The sequence below is a fragment of the Terriglobia bacterium genome (genome assembly GCA_020073085.1).
Classification (GTDB): domain Bacteria; phylum Acidobacteriota; class Terriglobia; order JAIQFV01; family JAIQFV01; genus JAIQFV01.
On record JAIQFV010000004.1, the window covers coordinates 104227 to 121386 of the forward strand.

Annotated in this window: 12 protein-coding genes; all 12 read right to left on the reverse strand. The window is 58.9% G+C overall.

The window, feature by feature from the left end:
- Positions 1–55 precede the first annotated feature (55 nt).
- The 12 genes from LAO21_06295 to LAO21_06350 all read right to left on the reverse strand — a co-directional run bounded on the left by LAO21_06295 (position 56) and on the right by LAO21_06350 (position 17156).
- On the reverse strand, positions 56–1303 hold the full coding sequence (locus tag LAO21_06295) for a glycine C-acetyltransferase (GenBank protein ID MBZ5552312.1): 1248 nt from the start codon (positions 1301–1303) through the stop codon (positions 56–58).
- A gap of 96 nt (positions 1304–1399) precedes the next feature.
- A complete protein-coding gene (locus tag LAO21_06300) occupies positions 1400–1654 on the reverse strand; it encodes an acyl carrier protein (GenBank protein MBZ5552313.1) in 255 nt (84 codons plus the stop codon).
- Positions 1655–1824: 170 nt separating this feature from the next.
- Positions 1825–3528, reverse strand: coding sequence for an acetate--CoA ligase (gene acsA / locus LAO21_06305; protein MBZ5552314.1), 1704 nt, complete (start codon positions 3526–3528; stop codon positions 1825–1827).
- A 7-nt stretch (positions 3529–3535) separates the two neighbouring features.
- Positions 3536–4006, reverse strand: coding sequence for a holo-ACP synthase (gene acpS / locus LAO21_06310; GenBank protein MBZ5552315.1), 471 nt, complete (start codon positions 4004–4006; stop codon positions 3536–3538).
- A gap of 124 nt (positions 4007–4130) precedes the next feature.
- Positions 4131–6404, reverse strand: coding sequence for a homoserine O-acetyltransferase (gene metX, locus LAO21_06315; GenBank protein MBZ5552316.1), 2274 nt, complete (start codon positions 6402–6404; stop codon positions 4131–4133).
- Positions 6405–6549: 145 nt separating this feature from the next.
- Positions 6550–7590, reverse strand: a complete 1041-nt coding sequence (gene tdh / locus LAO21_06320) for an L-threonine 3-dehydrogenase (protein ID MBZ5552317.1) — start codon at positions 7588–7590, stop codon at positions 6550–6552.
- A gap of 261 nt (positions 7591–7851) precedes the next feature.
- Positions 7852–10299, reverse strand: coding sequence for a GNAT family N-acetyltransferase (locus tag LAO21_06325; GenBank protein ID MBZ5552318.1), 2448 nt, complete (start codon positions 10297–10299; stop codon positions 7852–7854).
- Positions 10300–10454: 155 nt separating this feature from the next.
- Positions 10455–12365: an acetate--CoA ligase gene (locus LAO21_06330; GenBank protein MBZ5552319.1), complete on the reverse strand. Its 1911-nt coding sequence runs from the start codon at positions 12363–12365 to the stop codon at positions 10455–10457.
- 157 nt (positions 12366–12522) lie between these two features.
- Positions 12523–13656, reverse strand: a complete 1134-nt coding sequence (locus LAO21_06335; protein MBZ5552320.1) for an acetoin utilization protein AcuC — start codon at positions 13654–13656, stop codon at positions 12523–12525.
- On the reverse strand, positions 13644–14273 hold the full coding sequence (locus LAO21_06340; GenBank protein ID MBZ5552321.1) for a CBS and ACT domain-containing protein: 630 nt from the start codon (positions 14271–14273) through the stop codon (positions 13644–13646). Before LAO21_06340 ends, LAO21_06335 begins: the two co-directional genes overlap by 13 nt.
- 262 nt (positions 14274–14535) lie before the next feature.
- Entirely contained in the window at positions 14536–15879 is a 1344-nt protein-coding gene (glcF, locus tag LAO21_06345) for a glycolate oxidase subunit GlcF (protein MBZ5552322.1), read from the reverse strand.
- On the reverse strand, positions 15879–17156 hold the full coding sequence (locus LAO21_06350; protein MBZ5552323.1) for an FAD-binding oxidoreductase: 1278 nt from the start codon (positions 17154–17156) through the stop codon (positions 15879–15881). Before LAO21_06350 ends, glcF begins: the two co-directional genes overlap by 1 nt.
- Positions 17157–17160: the final 4 nt, after the last annotated feature.

A 17160-nucleotide genomic window follows, 5' to 3' on the forward strand; every position in this document is an offset into this window, starting at 1 on the left:
GGCGTTTGCGTCTCGGTGGTGTTGATAGAAGTTCCTCCTCAGTCGAGGCGGTTTATTACAAACCGTACATCTCCACGATTTCCTGCTTGGTCTTGCCCAGGATGTTGAACTTTTTTCCGACCTTGATGAAAGCGCTCAGGGCTTTATCGAGGTGGTGGATTTCATGTCCGGCCGAAATCTGAGTCCGGATGCGGGCCTGCCCTTGGGGAACGACAGGGAAGAAAAAGCCGATGGCGTAGATCCCTTCGTCATAAAGTGTTTTGGAAAGATCCTGAGCGAGTTTGGCGTTGAACAGCATCACGGGGACGATGGGCGTGTCGCCTTCCTTCAAGACAAAGCCGGCGTCCGTGAGACCCTTTCTCCAATAAGCCGCATTCTTTTCCAGCTTGTCCCGCCGCTCCGTACTGGCGACAAGAATCTCCAGAACTTTAAGAACTCCGGCAACAACCACCGGAGCGATGGTGTTCGAGAAGAGATAGGGGCGGGCTTTTTGCCGGCACATCTCCACCAACTCCTTCCGCCCGGAGACGCAACCCCCGGAGGCTCCTCCGAGCGCCTTCCCGAAGGTGGTGGTGATGATGTCGATCTTGCCGACCACGCCGCACTTCTCGTGCGTTCCGCGGCCGGTCTTCCCGATAAATCCTGAGGCATGGGAATCATCCACCAGGAGCATGGCATCATATTTCTCACAAAGAGCGACCATGAGATCCAGCTTGGCCGTATCCCCATCCATCGAGAAGACACCGTCGGTAATGACGATCTTCAACCGCTTGTCGGAGTGGAGCTGGAGCTTTTCTTCGAGGTGACCCATGTCGGAGTGCTTGTAGGTGTCATGGATGGCGCTGCAAAGGCGGATGCCGTCAATCAGCGAGGCATGCACCAACCGGTCGGAGATCATGACATCCTCTTTGGTGAGGATGGCCTCAAAGACGCCGGCATTGGCGTCCATGCAGGATGGAAAGAGAAGGGTATCCTCCGTGCCCAGAAAGGCCGTGACCTTTCTCTCGAGTTCGCGGTGGATATCCTGGGTTCCGCAGATGAATCGGACCGAGGACATGCCATAGCCGCGCGCATCCAGTCCCTCGTGGGCGGCTTTCAAAACGTCGGGGTGGCTGGACAGCCCCAGGTAATTATTGGAGCACATGTTGATGACCTTCTTCAAAGAGGCCCCCACCGGGTACTCCACTTCGATGTCGGCTGCCTGTGGAGAGTGGATGAACCGTTCCTGCTTGAAGATTCCTGCCTCCTGAATGGCTTTGAGCTGTTCCTTATAAAGATTGCTGATCCTCTCGGTATAGGCCATCGTCGATCCTCCTCGATATGACACGGATTCCCCGGCCTGGATGCCGGCCGGAGAGGTATCGGAACTGCGCCCCATCTGCAGGGCCGGTTACTGCGCTTACCCCTTCTTCTGAATGAACCCCTCGACGAGCAAGGCGATCTTGTTCACCGAATCGAACGCCTCCGGGGTCGCCTGATCATCGGGGATCTGGATGCCATATTTGTTCTCCAGAAAACGCTTCAAGGAAACCATGGAAAATGAATCCACAATGCCCCCCGAGATGAGCGGGGTGTCGAAGGTGATGGGTTCGCTGTCATCTTCCAGGTATTCCTTCTTCACATAACTAAGAATGACGCTTTTCATATCGTCCATTTCAATTGCTCCTCGCGTGTGCTTCGAATAGTTTTGGTAGCCGGGATGCCATGTTTTTCATGGCATCCCGGACATTTCCGGACTGTCACACCGCTCGATGCCAACATCTCCGGGATGGACAAGGATCGTCCATCCCGGCCACCGGGACAATTGTGCTGGCGAAACAATCTTCAATCGTCTTCCAGGCTCGACGTATCGCCGATCTCCTCGCCCCACTCCTTGGCATGGAGGATGCGGCGCACCAGCTTTCCGCTGCGCGTCTTGGGCAGGGACTTGAAGAATGCCATCTCCTGAGGCATGGCGAGAGGAGAGAGCTTTTTCCGGATGAAGTTCATGATCTCCAATTCCAGGTCCTTGCTCGGCTCAAACCCCGGCTTCAGCGATACAAAGGCTTTGACCACTTCCAGGTTGATGGGATCAGGCTTGCTCACTACTGCCGACTCAGCCACCGCGGGATGTCCCAGGAGGGCGGATTCCACTTCAAACGGGCTGACGAGGTGGCCGCCGGTGTTGATGACATCATCGTCGCGGCCCACAAACCAGAAATAGCCGTCCTTATCCATCCGGGCCCGATCGCCCGTCAAGTACCAACCGTTGCGTTGCTTCTCCTGGAACGCCGTTTCGTTGTTCCAGTAGGATCGCATCATCGAAGGCCAGCCGGGCCGGAGGCCGATGAGCCCGATTTTCCCAAACGAGGAGTGGGGCTCATAAGTCGAGGGGTTCAGAATCGCGGCGGTGATGCCGGGGAAGGGTTTGCCCATGGAACCGGGCCTGACTTCCATGCCGGGATAGTTACTGATCACAATGCAGCCCGTCTCGGTCTGCCAGTACGTATCCAGGAATGGCATCCCAAAGACCCTCTGGGACCAGACCACGGCCTCCGAGTTGAGCGGCTCGCCAACGCTGGCCAGATGCCGCAAGGTGGAAAGGTTGAATCGCTTGACAATCTCGTCGCCTGCTTTCATCAAGGAGCGAATTGCCGTCGGGGCCGAATACCACATCGTGATCTTGTACTTTTCGATGAAACGGTACCAGGCTTCCGCCGAGAACCCGGCGTCCAAAACACATTGAGTGATGCCGAGGCAGAAGGGAGCGATGATTCCATAGGAAGTCCCGGTCACCCAGCCCGGGTCGGCCGTGCACCAGTAGATATCGTCCTCCTGGAGATCGAGCACCCACTTGGCCGTGAGGTACTGAGAGATCAATGAATAGTGAACGTGCCTGACCCCCTTCGGTTGCCCGGTCGTGCCGGAGGTGTAATGGAACACGGAAGGGGATTCGGCCCGGGTTGGAAAGATTTCCAGCTCCTCGACCGGTTTGGCCTCACCCAGAGAAAAGGCCACCTCGCGTTCCCGGAGGGGCGTCTTCCCGTCATGGTCGACGATGATGACGTGTTCGAGGTGGGGCAATCGCTCCAGGATCTTTTTGACTTTAGACGCATGCTTCTTCTGCGTGATGATGGCCTTGGTCCCCGCGTCACTCAGGCGAACATAAAGCGATTCGTCGCCAAAGGCGGAGAAAAGCGGCTGAGCGATGGCCCCGATTTTCAGGAGGGCCAAAAAGCCAATATACAGCTCCGGAATTTTGTCCATGAACAGGCAGACCCGGTCCTCGTTCCGGATGCCCAGGCCCCGGAGGTAGGCGCCGATGGTGTTTGAGGCCAGGCGAATGTCGTTGTAGGTGTATCGCCGCTCCACTCCGCTAAACCCCTCATGGATGAGGGCGAGTTTCGAAGCCTTGCCCATCTGGCAGACCCGGTCGGTGCAGTACCACCCGATGTTGATCACATCACCGGCCTTGTATCCGAGTTCTTTTTCGGACATCGACCAGGAGAAATTCTCCAGTCTTCCGTCATATGAACCTATATTGGACATAGCCCTCCTAGGCAGGCTTAGGTCTTTCGAGGAGGACGACGGCTTTGGCTAAACCTTGGGTATGGGAAAGCGATACATGAATGCGGGTAATACGGTTCTTGCGGCAGAATTTTTTTACTTTCCCATAAACGATGGCGCGGGGTTTTCCAAGTTTGTCGTTGATGATTTCGATCTCGTCAAATCGATAGCCGCCGCGATAGCCGGTCCCCATGGCTTTGAAGAAGGCTTCTTTTGCGGCAAACCTTGCGGCTAAATGATGCGAACTGCTTCCTCTCGATCGACAGTATGCAATCTCCCGGGTTGTGAATAACTCTTCCTTCAAGCCTCCGACGCGCACGAGGTTTTGTGCGATGCGGCGAGTTCGGATTATATCCATGCCGATGCCGAAAAGCAATGCAACAACCTCCGGGGGAAGTAAACTCCAAATTCCAAAAGCCAAAGTCCAAGTAATAACCAAAAACCAAATCCCAAATTCCAAACGGGGTGGTTTTTTCGCAGGTCGCTCATGTTTGGAAGTTGGAATTTGAGTTTTATTTGGACTTTGGCTTTTGGAATTTGAAGTTTCACCCCTTGGTCGTCTTAAAAGGGTTCTCTGTCCGCTCCTACTGCTGGTGTGTCCAGATCAGCGATTCGAGCAGGGGGACGGCTCCCTCCTGATAGATATCAGTCAGCCCGGCGGCCCGATCTTTCCGCGCGAGGAAGGTGGCGAAGCGTGGCGCCTGGAGTTCGAAGGCGGCGCGCGGGAACCGGCCCGTCCAGCTGTGCCGGGAATGATACAGGCCGATCACGTCGTTGAGCAGCGCGGCGGCGACCGGCAGTCGGCCGGTTCCCTTGCCGAGATAGGCCATCTCGCCGGTCTCCTCGCCGTCGAGTACCACAACGTTGTTCTCGGCTCGAACGCTTCCCAGGTGGCCTTCGGCGGGGACGGCGAGCGGCAGGACTCCGGCAGTGGGGGATTCCGGACTGGCCATGAACAGGCCCACCAGCTTAACCCGCAAGCCGAGGGAAGGGGCATCGCGCACCAGGACAGGGTCGAGATCGTAGAGTCCCCGGATGTTAAGTTCCTCCACCCCGAATCGAAGCCCCTGGGCCCGCGAACAAAGTATTAGCAGTTTCTGCGCCGTGTCCCATCCCGACAGGTCTAGTTCCGGCTCCGGTTCCGTGATGCCGAGGGAGCGGGCGTGGTTCAGTGCGGATTCAAACGAAAGCCCTTGCTCCATCTGCTCAAGGATTACGTTGCAGGTTGATGAGAGCACGGCATGGATGGTTTGGATTTGAAGGTGTGCTAACGGCCGCTCGACTGCGTACAACAGGGGCCATCCGGCGGCGATAGCATTATGGTAGGCAAGCCGAACTCCGTGCGCCAGCGCGAACTGCTCCAGGTGAGGTCCGTGCTGCTTGATCAGAAGCTTGTTAGTGGTCGCCACAGGGCGCTTTCGCTGGAGTGCGATCTCCAGGAGGCCGTGCGTATCGCTTCCCCGCGTGGCCTCGATGACGACGTCGATGTCGTCCCGCCGCACCAACTTCTCCGGATCGTAACCCAACTCGATCGGCCCCAAGCTTGGATCGAGGGTACGTGAAGGATCGATATCGGCCACGGCAGCCACATCCAGGCGGAGGTTGTAGTCCTCAATGAGCTGGGCATGCCGTTCGGCCAGGAGTCGCAGGAACAGCCCCGTCACCCGGCCTGCCCCCAGGATGCCGAGGCGGACCGTCCGGACTTCGCGTTGTGCGACCGTGGGGACGTCACGCATCAGGCGGAGCGACTTGCGCGCGTGCACGTCGCGCAGGATGGCCGAGATCTGCTCAGTCTCCAGCAAGAACGCGTCGTGGCCGTGGGGGGAGCGGAGTTCGGCGTACTCCACCGGCTTGCCCAAATGGTTGAGAATGTCGGCCCCCAGATGGACGTCTGCGGCCGGGTAGAGTTGGTCGGAGCTGATGCCGATGACGAGGGTGCGACATCGAACCTGCTCCAGGGCATCCACGATGCTCCCGCGGTTCACGCTCACATCAAACAGGTCCATGGCCCGCGTAAAGAGAATGTAGGTGTAAGGATCGAAACGTTTAATGCTTTTCAGGCCCTGGTAGCGCAGCCACGATTCCACGTTGAACATTCCGCGCTCGCCCAGGGTCGCGCCCGGCGGCTTGAACCAATCGCGGCCGAACTTCTCCTCAAGACTGGTCGATGACCGGTAGCTCAGCATCCCGACGCCGCGGGCAACCATCTGGCCCCAGGCGGAGCTGGCTTCATTTCCGTTGATGTCCAGCTCGACGCCCCGCCGCTGGAGCCAGTTCCATCCGATCTGGAGGGGCGTGGTGCGGAGCGGGGCCGCTACCACCACCCCGAGGTCCACTTGCTCGCCCGATTCAATGGCCCACTCCCAGGCCAGCATGCCGCCCATGCTGGCGCCGATCACCATCCGGAGTCGATCGATCCCCAGTTGGCGAAGAAACAAACGCTGGACACGAACCATGTCCAGCGGGGTGAGGAGCGGGAACCGTGTGAGATAGGGTTCTCCGTCCGATGCCGGAAATCGCGGCCCGGTTGTGCCGTAGCAGCCGCCCAGGAGATTGGGGCAGACCACGAAATATCGCCGGGTATCAATGGCGCGGCCCGGCCCGACCAGTTGCTCCCACCAGCCATGTGGTTGGCCGGCAAAATCACCGGTCACGTGACAGTCGAAGGCGAGTGGGTGGATGACAAGCACGGCGTTGTCCCGCGATTCGTCGAGCACGCCCCACGATTCGTAGCTGACCTGGACCTGCGGCAAGTGTCCTCCGTGTACACAGGTCAAACCGTCGGGCAGATCCAACTGGACGACCTTTCCCAGTTCGACCGTCGGCGAGTCCCACCAGAGTTCCCGGTGCTCTTCCATATTCGAGATTCCTCGTTGTCAGATGGCCGTCGGCATTTAGAATCGAAGAGGAGGGACAGTCACCAATCGCGGGACTGTCCCTGCCTTTTGTCGGGATTCGAAACCAGAGGTTGGCCGGCGATCTTGGCGCCACTGCGGTGCAAGTCTATTTCGCCCCATCCGGCACCAGGATCACCTTGCCACTGTTGCCGGAAATCATCAAATCCATGGCCTGGACATAATCTTTGAGTGGAAAGGTATGAGTAATGATGGGAGTAGGATCGACCTTTCCGGATTCCAGAAAACGCGCCGCCTTGTACCATGTGCCAAACATCGTTCTTCCGGTGATCCCCAGAACGCGAATCCCGCGCATGATGACCTCGTTGTTGAGATCCAAGGTCTGCGGTTCGCTGTACAACCCGAGTAAAGAGGCCCGTCCGCCGGGCGTCACCATGGCCAGCCCCTGGTGCAACGCCTTCGGATTCCCGCTCATCTCGCACATCACATCAACCCCGTCACCGTGAGTCAGTTCCAGAACCTCTTTGACCACGTCGGTATTCTTTGGATTAAACGCATGCGTGGCGCCCATTTTTCTTGCCAGGCCGAGACGATACTCGTTGACGTCAGTGGCAATCAGAGTCGTCGCGCCACACGCGTTCGCGACCGCCACCGCAAGAAGTCCGACGGGGCCGCAACCGATCACCACGCAAGTCTTTCCGGCCACATCCTCTGACAGCACTGTGTCGATGGCGTTTCCCAAGGGCTCCTGGATGGTGGCCACTTCGGGTGGGATGGACCGGGAATTCTTCCATGCATCGACTTCGGGAAGACGCATGTAGTCGGCAAACGATCCGTTCGTATCGACCCCGAGAATTTTCAAGTTTCGACAGATCTCGGGCTTGCCGGTCTTACACTGGAAACACCGCCCGCAGGGGATGTGTGTCTCGGCTGAAACATAATCTCCGACCTTGATGGAGGTCACTTCATTGCCGACGTCGACCACTTCGCCCGCCAATTCGTGGCCCATGATCTGCGGCGTCTTGATCCGGTGGGCGGCCCAGTCGTTCCATTCGTAGATGTGCACATCTGTCCCACAAATGGAACAGGCAATGATTTTGACCAGGATATCGTGCGGGCCAATGGAGGGGATGGGCGCCTCCCCCCATTCCGCGCCATACTGTGGTTTTGTCTTAATGACTGCGTTCATCGAACCGGCTGAACTCATCGGAACTCCTTTTATGACGAAAGAAAATCATGTTTCAAATCAAGGGGAGATGAAATGAATGCTGCTGGGACCACTTTCAGCCTGCGACCCTTGGACTATCTTAACACAGCTTGGACCTCCTTACTCCCGGCAAGAGGACCGTGAGGGACGAGCATGACGCGGCGTTCAGGTGGGCAGCTCGAAGGTCTCTTCAGATCTCCCGGCCTGCAAAGACCCGGGACAAATCCGAAATCCTAAACGAGTCTATTGGGTGATGAGTTCGTGATGACTGAACCCCAGCTTGACGTCGGTTCCCAGCGCCACCGTACAGGGAGCATCCGGATGTTCGACACGATGGATACTGGCCTGCATGGCGGACATCCAGGGAAGCTCTTCGATGAGCTGGGACACCCTTCCCAGAAGTTCATCGATCCCGCACTCGATGGGGACCTCCGCACTCTCGGCCAGTTCCCGGACATCATGGTCCGTTAAAGGGGTAATTCGGATCACCGGATTTTTCCCGGCCCGGCAGAGCCTGATCAGCGGGCCAAAGTGGGGATCGGAGCGGACTTCGAGGCCCAGTTGCTCATGGGTGCTCTCATCCAGGGAGGCCTCCATGGGGTGTGATCGAATTCCAAAGAAACCGAGGATTTTGAAGGCCCGTTCGCCTTCGACCCACAGAAGGTCCGCCCCGGCACCTGTGGCAGCGAGCATTGTCTGAACCTCTTGGCGAGCGGATGCGGCCTCGACGTCCTCATACCAGAGCAGGCGTCCGCCGGGTTGGCGGCGATACGCGGAATACTGGGCGGCGCGGGCCAGCGCGAGTGCCGCCGATTCGGGGAATCGATAGGAGGGGAAAATATGGCGTGAGGGCACTTCCCCGGCGGGGCTTTCCAAAGCAAATTGGACTGCCCCGGCGGCCCCCATCAGACACAGCAGCGCCGGCTTCAAGACCCCGGTGTTGCGCTCGGCGCGGATGACTCCGCGACGGATGGCGCGCCCCACCGGCTTGGAGTCGCAATCCCCGACGCATGCAAAGAGGGCAATCAAGGCATCGACCTCGTCATGCTCAAGTGCCTCCTGCACCGAACGCTCGTAGGCATCGACCGTGGCCAGGGGCCCCAGGTCTTTCAATCCCGGTCCCGTGATCGTGAGGCCATGAGTCTCACACGCGTCCGCACAGATGGTGAGCACGCCTCCCGAATTGCTGATGATGGCGACGCGGTTTCCCCGGGGTAACGGCTGATGGGCCAGGAGCACGGCCACGTCGAACATTTCTTCAAGGGTATCGGCGCGGATCACTCCGGCCTGGCGAAACAAGACATCGACTTCGACGTCACTCTGACCGACCGCTCCGATATGAGCTCGTGCAGCATCGCGTCCGGCCCGGCTGCGGGCGCCCTTAACGCAGAGGATCGGCTTTTTAAAGGAGATGCGTCGCGCCACCCGGGCAAACCGGCGGGGATTTCCGAAGGTCTCGAGATAGAGCAGGGCAATATCCGTCGAGGAATCCTCTTCCCAGAATTGCAGGAGATCGTTTCCGGACACATCCGCCCGATTGCCCGCAGAAACAAAAATCGAGAAACCAAGTCCCCGCTCTGCCGCGTAATTCAGAATAACAAGCCCCATGGCCGCAGAATGCGAATAGAACCCAATCCTGCCGCGCGGTGGCATGGAGGGGGCAAGGCTGGCATTCAGACTGACCTCGGGATGAGTGTTCATCAATCCCAGGCAATTCGGTCCCACCAGACGGGCTCCGCTGGACCGGACCAAGTCCACCAGTCTTTGTTGCTGGGCAGCGCCTTCAGGCCCGCTCTCGGCGAAACCGGAGGTGATGACCAGCAGCGCCTTCGCCCCCGCGCGAATGGATTCCTCAGCCACCTCCAGAACCTTGGGGGCGGGAACCGCGACCACTACAAGGTCCGCAGGTTCCGGCAAATCCTGTATCGACGGATAAGCGCGAACGCCATGGATGGAGGTGGCCTGGTTATTGACGGGGAACACCGTCCCCCCGAAATTGCTTTTCAGGATGTTCCGGAAAATCATGCTTCCAATGGCGCCGGGATCCCTCGACGCGCCGATGACCGCGACGGTGCGGGGTTGTAAGAGAGGAACCAGGGAGTTGGCGGCGGCTATGCGATCGCGGAGTTCGACTCGCTCGCGCAAGGCGCCGGCGCCGCTCACAGGGAACTGGACGTGAATACTGCCGCCATCCAGCGCCTGCACAACCTCAAACCCGGAATCGCGGAAGACATTGATCATGGCCTGGTTCTCATAAAGGACTTCCGCTTCGAAGCCCACGAATCCGTTCCCGGCCGCAATCCCGGCCAGACGCTCCAAAAGCAGGGTACTGATTCCCCGCCCCTGGAAGGCGTCTTCTATAAGGAACGCCACCTCCGCCTTCCCTCGCACTCCCAGGCTGATGTAATTGCCTACTCCCACTACCCGGGTTTCGGCCTCGTGGCCGACTATCGCCAGAAGACAGAGGCGATCGCGTGGTTCGCCCGTGCACATAATCTCGATGATGGTCCGGGGGACAAGCGCGACGGCGCCCATGAAGCGCATCTGCAGGCTTTCACGCGAGGTCCTTTTCATAAGGTCCTCGACCAAGGGCACATCCTCTGCCGTGGCCGTTCGCAGGAGAACTCCCTGGCCGTCGCGTAATAAGACGTACTCGCTGAATTGCTTTGCCTCAGTAATGATTCTGAACATGGGGAAAGACGCCTTCTATTCGGCTGTCCCATTGCAGGCGCGATTGGACAAAGCCGTGAGATACTGAAGTGTGAAGTTCATGGTCTGAACATTTGTGACTGTGGGATGCCGAATCCGGTCCCCCCCTGAACCCGCAGGAATCCTGGATGCTCGTCTCACTTCTGGTCCGAGATGGCCTGCTTCATGTGAATCCAGGCGTTGCGGGCATCCTCCACGGAGCCGGCTTCTTCAATCGTGGAAATGTCGCCGGGAGGCTGATTGAGAACGACTGCTTTCAGCACCCGGCGCATGATCTTGCCGCTTCGCGTCTTGGGGAGTCCATCGACAAAGTTGATTTCTCCGATGACGGCAAAGGCTCCCAGTTCCTTGCGCAACGTTTGGGAAAGTTCTTTGCGCAGTTCATCCGAAGCAGCATGTCCCTTCTTCAACACCACGAAGGCGCTGATCACCTCACCCCGCAGTTCATCCTGGCGGCCACAAACGCCCGCTTCGGCAACGGCAGGATGCGTGAGGAACCCGGACTCCACTTCGATGGTTCCGATGCGGTGACCGGCAATGTTCATGACCTCGTCCGCCCGGCCCGCCACCCACACATATCCATCCTCATCAATGTGTGCTGAATCGCCGGTGAAGTAGACTCCCTTGATTCTCTCCCAATAGTCCCGGCCATATCGCTCCGGCTCACCCCACAAACGAGCCGTCAGTCCGGGAAAGGGTCGTTTGACGACAAGGATCCCTTTTTCCCCCGGAGGGCACGGTTTTCCATCCAGCGACATCACAGCCACTTCCTTTCCGGGCAAGGGAAGGGATGCAGAGCCGGGCTTGATGGGGACCATACCGAGCCCATAAGGATTTCCAAGGACCGGGCCGCCGGTTTCAGTCTGCCAGTAATGATCGATCACCGGAATACGATTATCGAAGACCTTTTTTTGGAGCCATTCCCAGGCGGATGGATTGAGCGTTTCGCCGGCGCAAAAAACGCGGTCCAGGGAGGAGAAGTCATATTGTTTGGCAACCGCCTCGCCGTACCGCATCAGAAGGCGAACCGCCGTGGGTGAAGTAAAGATGGCGTTCACCTTAAATTCTTCAATAATGCGCCACAGCGTGTCCGGCCCGGGATAATCCAAGGCGCCCTCGTAAGCCACCGAAGTGCAGCCGAGCAACAGCGGAGCATAAACGATGTAACTGTGGCCAACCACCCATCCAATATCAGAGGTTGCCCACCAGACATCCGTCTCCTTTAATCCAAAACACCAGCGGGCGGAACTGGTGATCCCGACGGCGTAGTCGCCATGCGTGTGCACGCAGATCTTGGGCTTGGCGGAGGTTCCCGAGGTCGCAAGAATGTAAGCGGGCTCGTTGGATTCCATAATTTCATGGCGGCTGTCTTTCCCGATCCCCCCTTCAAGAAACTTGTCCCATCCAATGTCGCGGCCCGGGGTCATGGCCGGCGGTTCTTTCCTCCGCTGCAAGACAATGACATGTTCGACCCCCTTTTCGACCTTGGAGACGGCTTCATCCACAAGGCCTTTGAGAGCAACCTCTCCACCTTTACGATAGGCAATGTCGCTCGTGAAGACCAGCTTTGATTGGCTGGCGGCAATGCGGTCCGCAAGAGCGCTGGCGGCGAATCCAGCGAAGACCGCACAGTGGATGGCTCCGATGCGCACGGTGGCAAGCATGGTGAAAATCGCCTCGGGACAGGTGGGCATGTAAATGGTCAATGTGTCGCCTCGCTTGATGCCGAGACCTCGCAATGCGGCGGCGATGCGCTTGACCTCGAACAGGGTCTGGGCATAGGTGAAGACCCTCCGCTCGCCCCGTTCATTGGTGTAGATGATGGCGGCCTTCCCTCCATTCCCTCGCGCCACCTGGACATCCAGACAGTTATAGGCCAAATTGGTTTGCGCATTGATAAACCAGCGGAAGGTAGGAAAGTCCCACTGAAAGACTTTATCCCATTTCCGAAACCAGGGAAGCTGGTCAGCGGCGCGGCCCCAGAAGACATCCGGATCTTCTGTCGCTTCTCGTCTCCAGCGGTCGACGACGGGATTGACGGTTTGCATGACGATTTCTCCCTTCGGTCGTGTCAGGTTCCTTGATGTATTTCTCCCCGACTCTTCAGGCGGAATTCCCTGGGGCGCGTGTTTCAGGTCGCAGTGTTGCTTTCGGCGCTCTTGTCGTGCCTGCTCTTCGTCCCCGTCACCTCTCAGTTCCCGATGTTCAGTACCAGTAACGGCAGGTCGCGTCGAGGAGTCGGTCAGCGACCTGACGGTTGTGACGGGCGATCTCGGCTCGCTGGGCCGGCTCCGGATATCCCGGATTGGGGTCTTGGAGAGTAGCGGGGAGGCTTTGTCCCAGCCGCTGGCTCCACTTCGAGACCCACTCAGGGGGCAGGTCATGGTCGATCGGGAGGTCGTTGAGGAGTAAGTAAAGTATAGCCCACACACGGGGGACCGCCGTCAATGAGTACCCCCCTCCCAGCGTGAAGATGACCTTGCCATTGGCATACTGATCGGCATACTCAAGGATGCGGCGAAAGATCTGTTCGTAATCCCGGGACGTCAACATCAGGTCGGCGAGAGGATCTGAATAGTGTGCATCCGCCCCCGCCTGGACAAGAAGGACTCCCGGCCCAAAGCGTTGCAGGGCCACAGGGAGGACTTTTTCGAAAACTTCAAGATAGCTCTCTCCCTCAGTGTAAGGCTGAAGTGGAATGTTCAATTTCAGTCCACGGCCCACGCCCACGCCCAGTTCGTGAATTTCTCCCGTGCCGGGAAAAAGAAATTGACCCGACTCGTGCAGGCTGATCGTCAGGACATGCTCGTCGTTGTAGAGGATCTGCTGCACCCCATCGCCGTGGTGCACGTCAATATCGAGGTAAGCGACCCACAGGCCCTTTTGGATGAGGTACCGGATGGCTACGGCCAGGTCGTTGTAGATACAAAACCCGGAGGCGCTTCCCCGCCGGGCGTGGTGCAGGCCTCCCCCGAGTTGAAGGGCGCGCTTCTCGGCACCCTCGCCCACGAGTCGAGCGGCATGCAGGGTTCCTCCCACAAGCCACCGGGCTGCCAGGTCCATGCCGGGGAAGGCCGGATTGTCCGGTGTGCCCAGTCCGTAATCCTCACAATCCGGAACGTCTTCACCCGCGCTCAACGCCTCCACCCTTCGCACGAATTCCTCGTCGTGGACCGTGAGAATGTCCTCCCGCGCCGCAGGTTCGGGAGCGATGGTCTCGACCGGATGGCCCAGGACACCGAGGAGTTCCAGAAGCATCTCGATGCGTACTGGGCTGAATGGGTGCTCCGCCCCAAACGCGTACGTCTGGTAGGCTGGATGATAGATCACCGAAGGCATGGTTTCTCGGGTGGCCAAAGAACTTCAAACTCATCGCGCCGGAGAGCCTGCGCCAGGGAATGATTGTCGATGGAGTTCACGCGTAAAACCGCTCTCACAACACTTTGTCCTTCCGGATAGGTCAGGATCGAATGGATGTTCAGATCCCGGTGACTCATGAAACTCGTAAGTCGGGCCAACTCACCCGGCCGGTCAGAAAGGCGGACCTCCAGGCGGCTCGTCGGTTTGTCGACTCCGGTCATCCGAATCAAGGCGTCCAACAGGTCGATGCCGGTGATAATGCCGATCAACCGGTCGTCTTCCAGCACGGGCAGGCATCCGATCTTGAGCTCGCGCATGGTTTTCGCGGACTCCTCGACAGGATCCCAGGGGTCCGCAGTACGGGGCGAGCGGCTCATGACTTCAGCCACCTTGGCCCCGGGAAGAAACGGGGTGTGCGAAAGGGCGCTTGTCGCAAGTCTGAGGTCGCGGTCGGTAACGACACCGACGAGTCTGCCGCTCTCGAGAATGGGAAGGTGACGGATCCTTCTTTCCTGCATGGTCCGGTAGGCGTCTTCCAGCGTGGTTTCCGATCCGATGGTGATGACCGGCCCTTTGATAATGTCCCGAACAAACATGACATGGCCTCACTTTTCTTTGGAGAGGTGCAGCCTTCAGCTCCGCGGCGAACTCCTGCAAATTCAATGCAGGACACACCGTGAAACTCAATTGCCTTGAGAACGGATGCGCACGGAAAGGAGAGACGGAATGGCTGCCCGGTTCACGGGGACAGTGGATGGCGCTTCCGACGGATGACCTGCCCTGACCGGACGAAGCATATCAACACCTGAGCGCCTTCCGCAATCCTGATCGCAAATCCCTTCCTTCTCTCAAGTCGAATCAATCCGGGTCGCTGCAGGGGGAGACGCCGCGGATTGACGCGTCCACGAGCTCGATCATGTGAACGACCGGCATTTCGCGCCCGGCGCGCTGAAGGCCCCCGCGCAATTGTAGCAGGCACCCGGGATTGCCGGAGACCACCATCCGGGCGCCCGTGGAGAGGAGGTTCTGGACCTTGCGATCACCGAGTTGCCGGGCGGTGTCCGCCTCCACCAGATTGTAAATGCCGGCGGAGCCGCAACAAATGGCTGCATCCGGAAGATCGATCAACTCGAGGTCGGGGATGGTCCGGAGCACCGCGCGCGGTTGATTTCTGACGCCCTGTGCGTGCTGGAGGTGGCAGGAATCGTGGTAGCCCACGCAAAGCGGGATGGAATGGCGCGGGGCGCGTACCGGGAGTTCGGCGAGCACTTCCGAGATATCCTTGCATTTCGCCGAAAACACCCGGGCCCGTTCCGCATACTGAGGATCATCACGCAACAGGTGCCCATATTCTTTCATGGTAGAGCCACATCCGGCCGCGTTGATCACAATGGCATCGACCTCCAGGCGTTCAAACACGTCGATCATCCGCCGCGCCAGGTGGAGTGAATCCTCTTCCTGTCCCGCGTGAACCATCAACGCGCCGCAACATCCCTGCTCCCGGGGGATAAACACCTCGCACCCTTCGGCGGCCAGAACGCGCGCTGTCGCGGCGTTGACGTGGGCAAAGAAAACGCTCTGCACGCAGCCGGTCAGCAGCCCCACTTTTCGGCGCACAGGTCCCTGGGCGGGGATACGAACGGCGAGGTTCTGCCGGAACGATTTTAAGGAAAGCTCCGGAAGGAGCGCTTCCATGGTCCGCAGGCTCGAGGGAATTAGCTTTGTCAGACCCGCGGATCGGGAAAGTCTTTGAAGGCCTGATTTCTGGTAAAGCAGGGCGGGAATCAATAACAGCCGCAGCCGCGAGGGATAAGGGAAAATCTCAAAAATCAGCCGGCGGAAGGCGCGTTCGAAAAAGGGGCGTGGATGGCGGCGCTCAATCTGAGCACGAGTAGCTTCAATCAGCTTGTCGTACTGAACCCCCGAAGGACAGGCGGGAACGCAGGCCATGCATCCCAAGCAGCGGTCGATGTGGGTCACGAAGGTGTCGGTCATGCCGATCTGACCTTCGCTGGCCATCTTCATGAGATAAATGCGACCGCGGGGCGAATCCATCTCTTTCCCCCAGAGGGCATAGGTGGGGCAGGTGGGCAAGCAGAATCCGCAGTGGACGCAGTCGTCGATCAGGTCAGTCGAAGGCGGGTGGTGGTCATCGAAGCCGATGACCGGTAGAACGTCATTTTCAAGAACGGGCGGCGGCATCAGATCCCTCCCACGAATCGCCCTGGATTGAGAATTGCGGCCGGATCAAACTGCTCTTTGACACGATGCATCAAACCCTCGGAGTCCCCCACCGGGCCCCACACATCAATGTGGGACTTGACGGCAAGGGGACAATGCAGAACCACGAGCGTCCCTTCCAGTGAGTCCAATTCCGTGCGCAGATGGGTGATCACCCTGAACCAGTCCAAATCATTTTCTCCATCAAGGCGCAGGAACCCCAAACCAAGCCCTTGAGCGACCAACCGGGGTGAAAGCCGCAGCTGCTTCGAAGCCCGGATGACGGCATCACACAAGGCGCCCAGTTGCGAGGGGAGCACGCTGAACTTGCAGAGAAGCGACGGGTCCTTCCCGGCCCAAAGCGCCTGGCGTTCTTTCCAGACCTCCGGTGGAGTCTCGACCTGTTGCGCTTTTGTGATGAGGGACAACAACTGACGGACTTGCGCGTCGATGCCCTCGGGTGTCCCTTCGAAGCGGACGTCCATCTGCGGCGGGTTGTTCGAGTCGGCGCGAATCTGCAGGCCGGTGTAGGCGAGCTTGGAATCCTGGACGGCCAGGACGGACTGGTTCATCGAGGCAGTGTCCGGCGTTGAAAAACTCAAGCTCCGGATCGCCCGCGGCAAGGGATGAAGCCGGAAGATTGCCTGGGTGATGACGCCCAGCGTCCCCAGCGAACCTGTGGCCAATTTTGGGAGATCGTACCCGGCCACATTCTTGACCACCTTGCCTCCGCTCTTGGCCAGGGTTCCGTCGGGCAGCGCCAGAGTGATTCCGATGATCAGGTCCCGAAGCGCTCCAAAACGGACGCGATAGGTGCCGCTGTCATTGGCGGCGAGAACGCCGCCAATGGTTGCACGCTCCGGCCACAAAGCATCCAGGGCCAGGCCCTGGCCGTGCTCTCCAAGCACCTTTTGGAACTCTTCCACAGTGCAGCCTGCTTCGACCGTGGCCGTCATATCGGCCCAGGCATGTTCCACGACGCGGTTCAGGCGCAACGTCGAAAGCACCAGTTCCGCGTGTCGCGGGAGATTCCCCCATTCGAGCTTTGTCCCATGGCCGCGTGGAACCACGTGGACACCGAGAGAATTCGCGCAACGCAGCACGCGGGCCAGTTCGTCGTCGTTGCCCGGCTCCGCGATCCATTGGGGTCGGATTCCGTCCACGGCGTCGGCCGCCGTTGCCGGTGAGAAATGATCAGCGCCGACAAGGGCGCTCAGTTCAGAGGCCGGCACTTCCGTTTCCACTTTAGAGTCACTCACGATT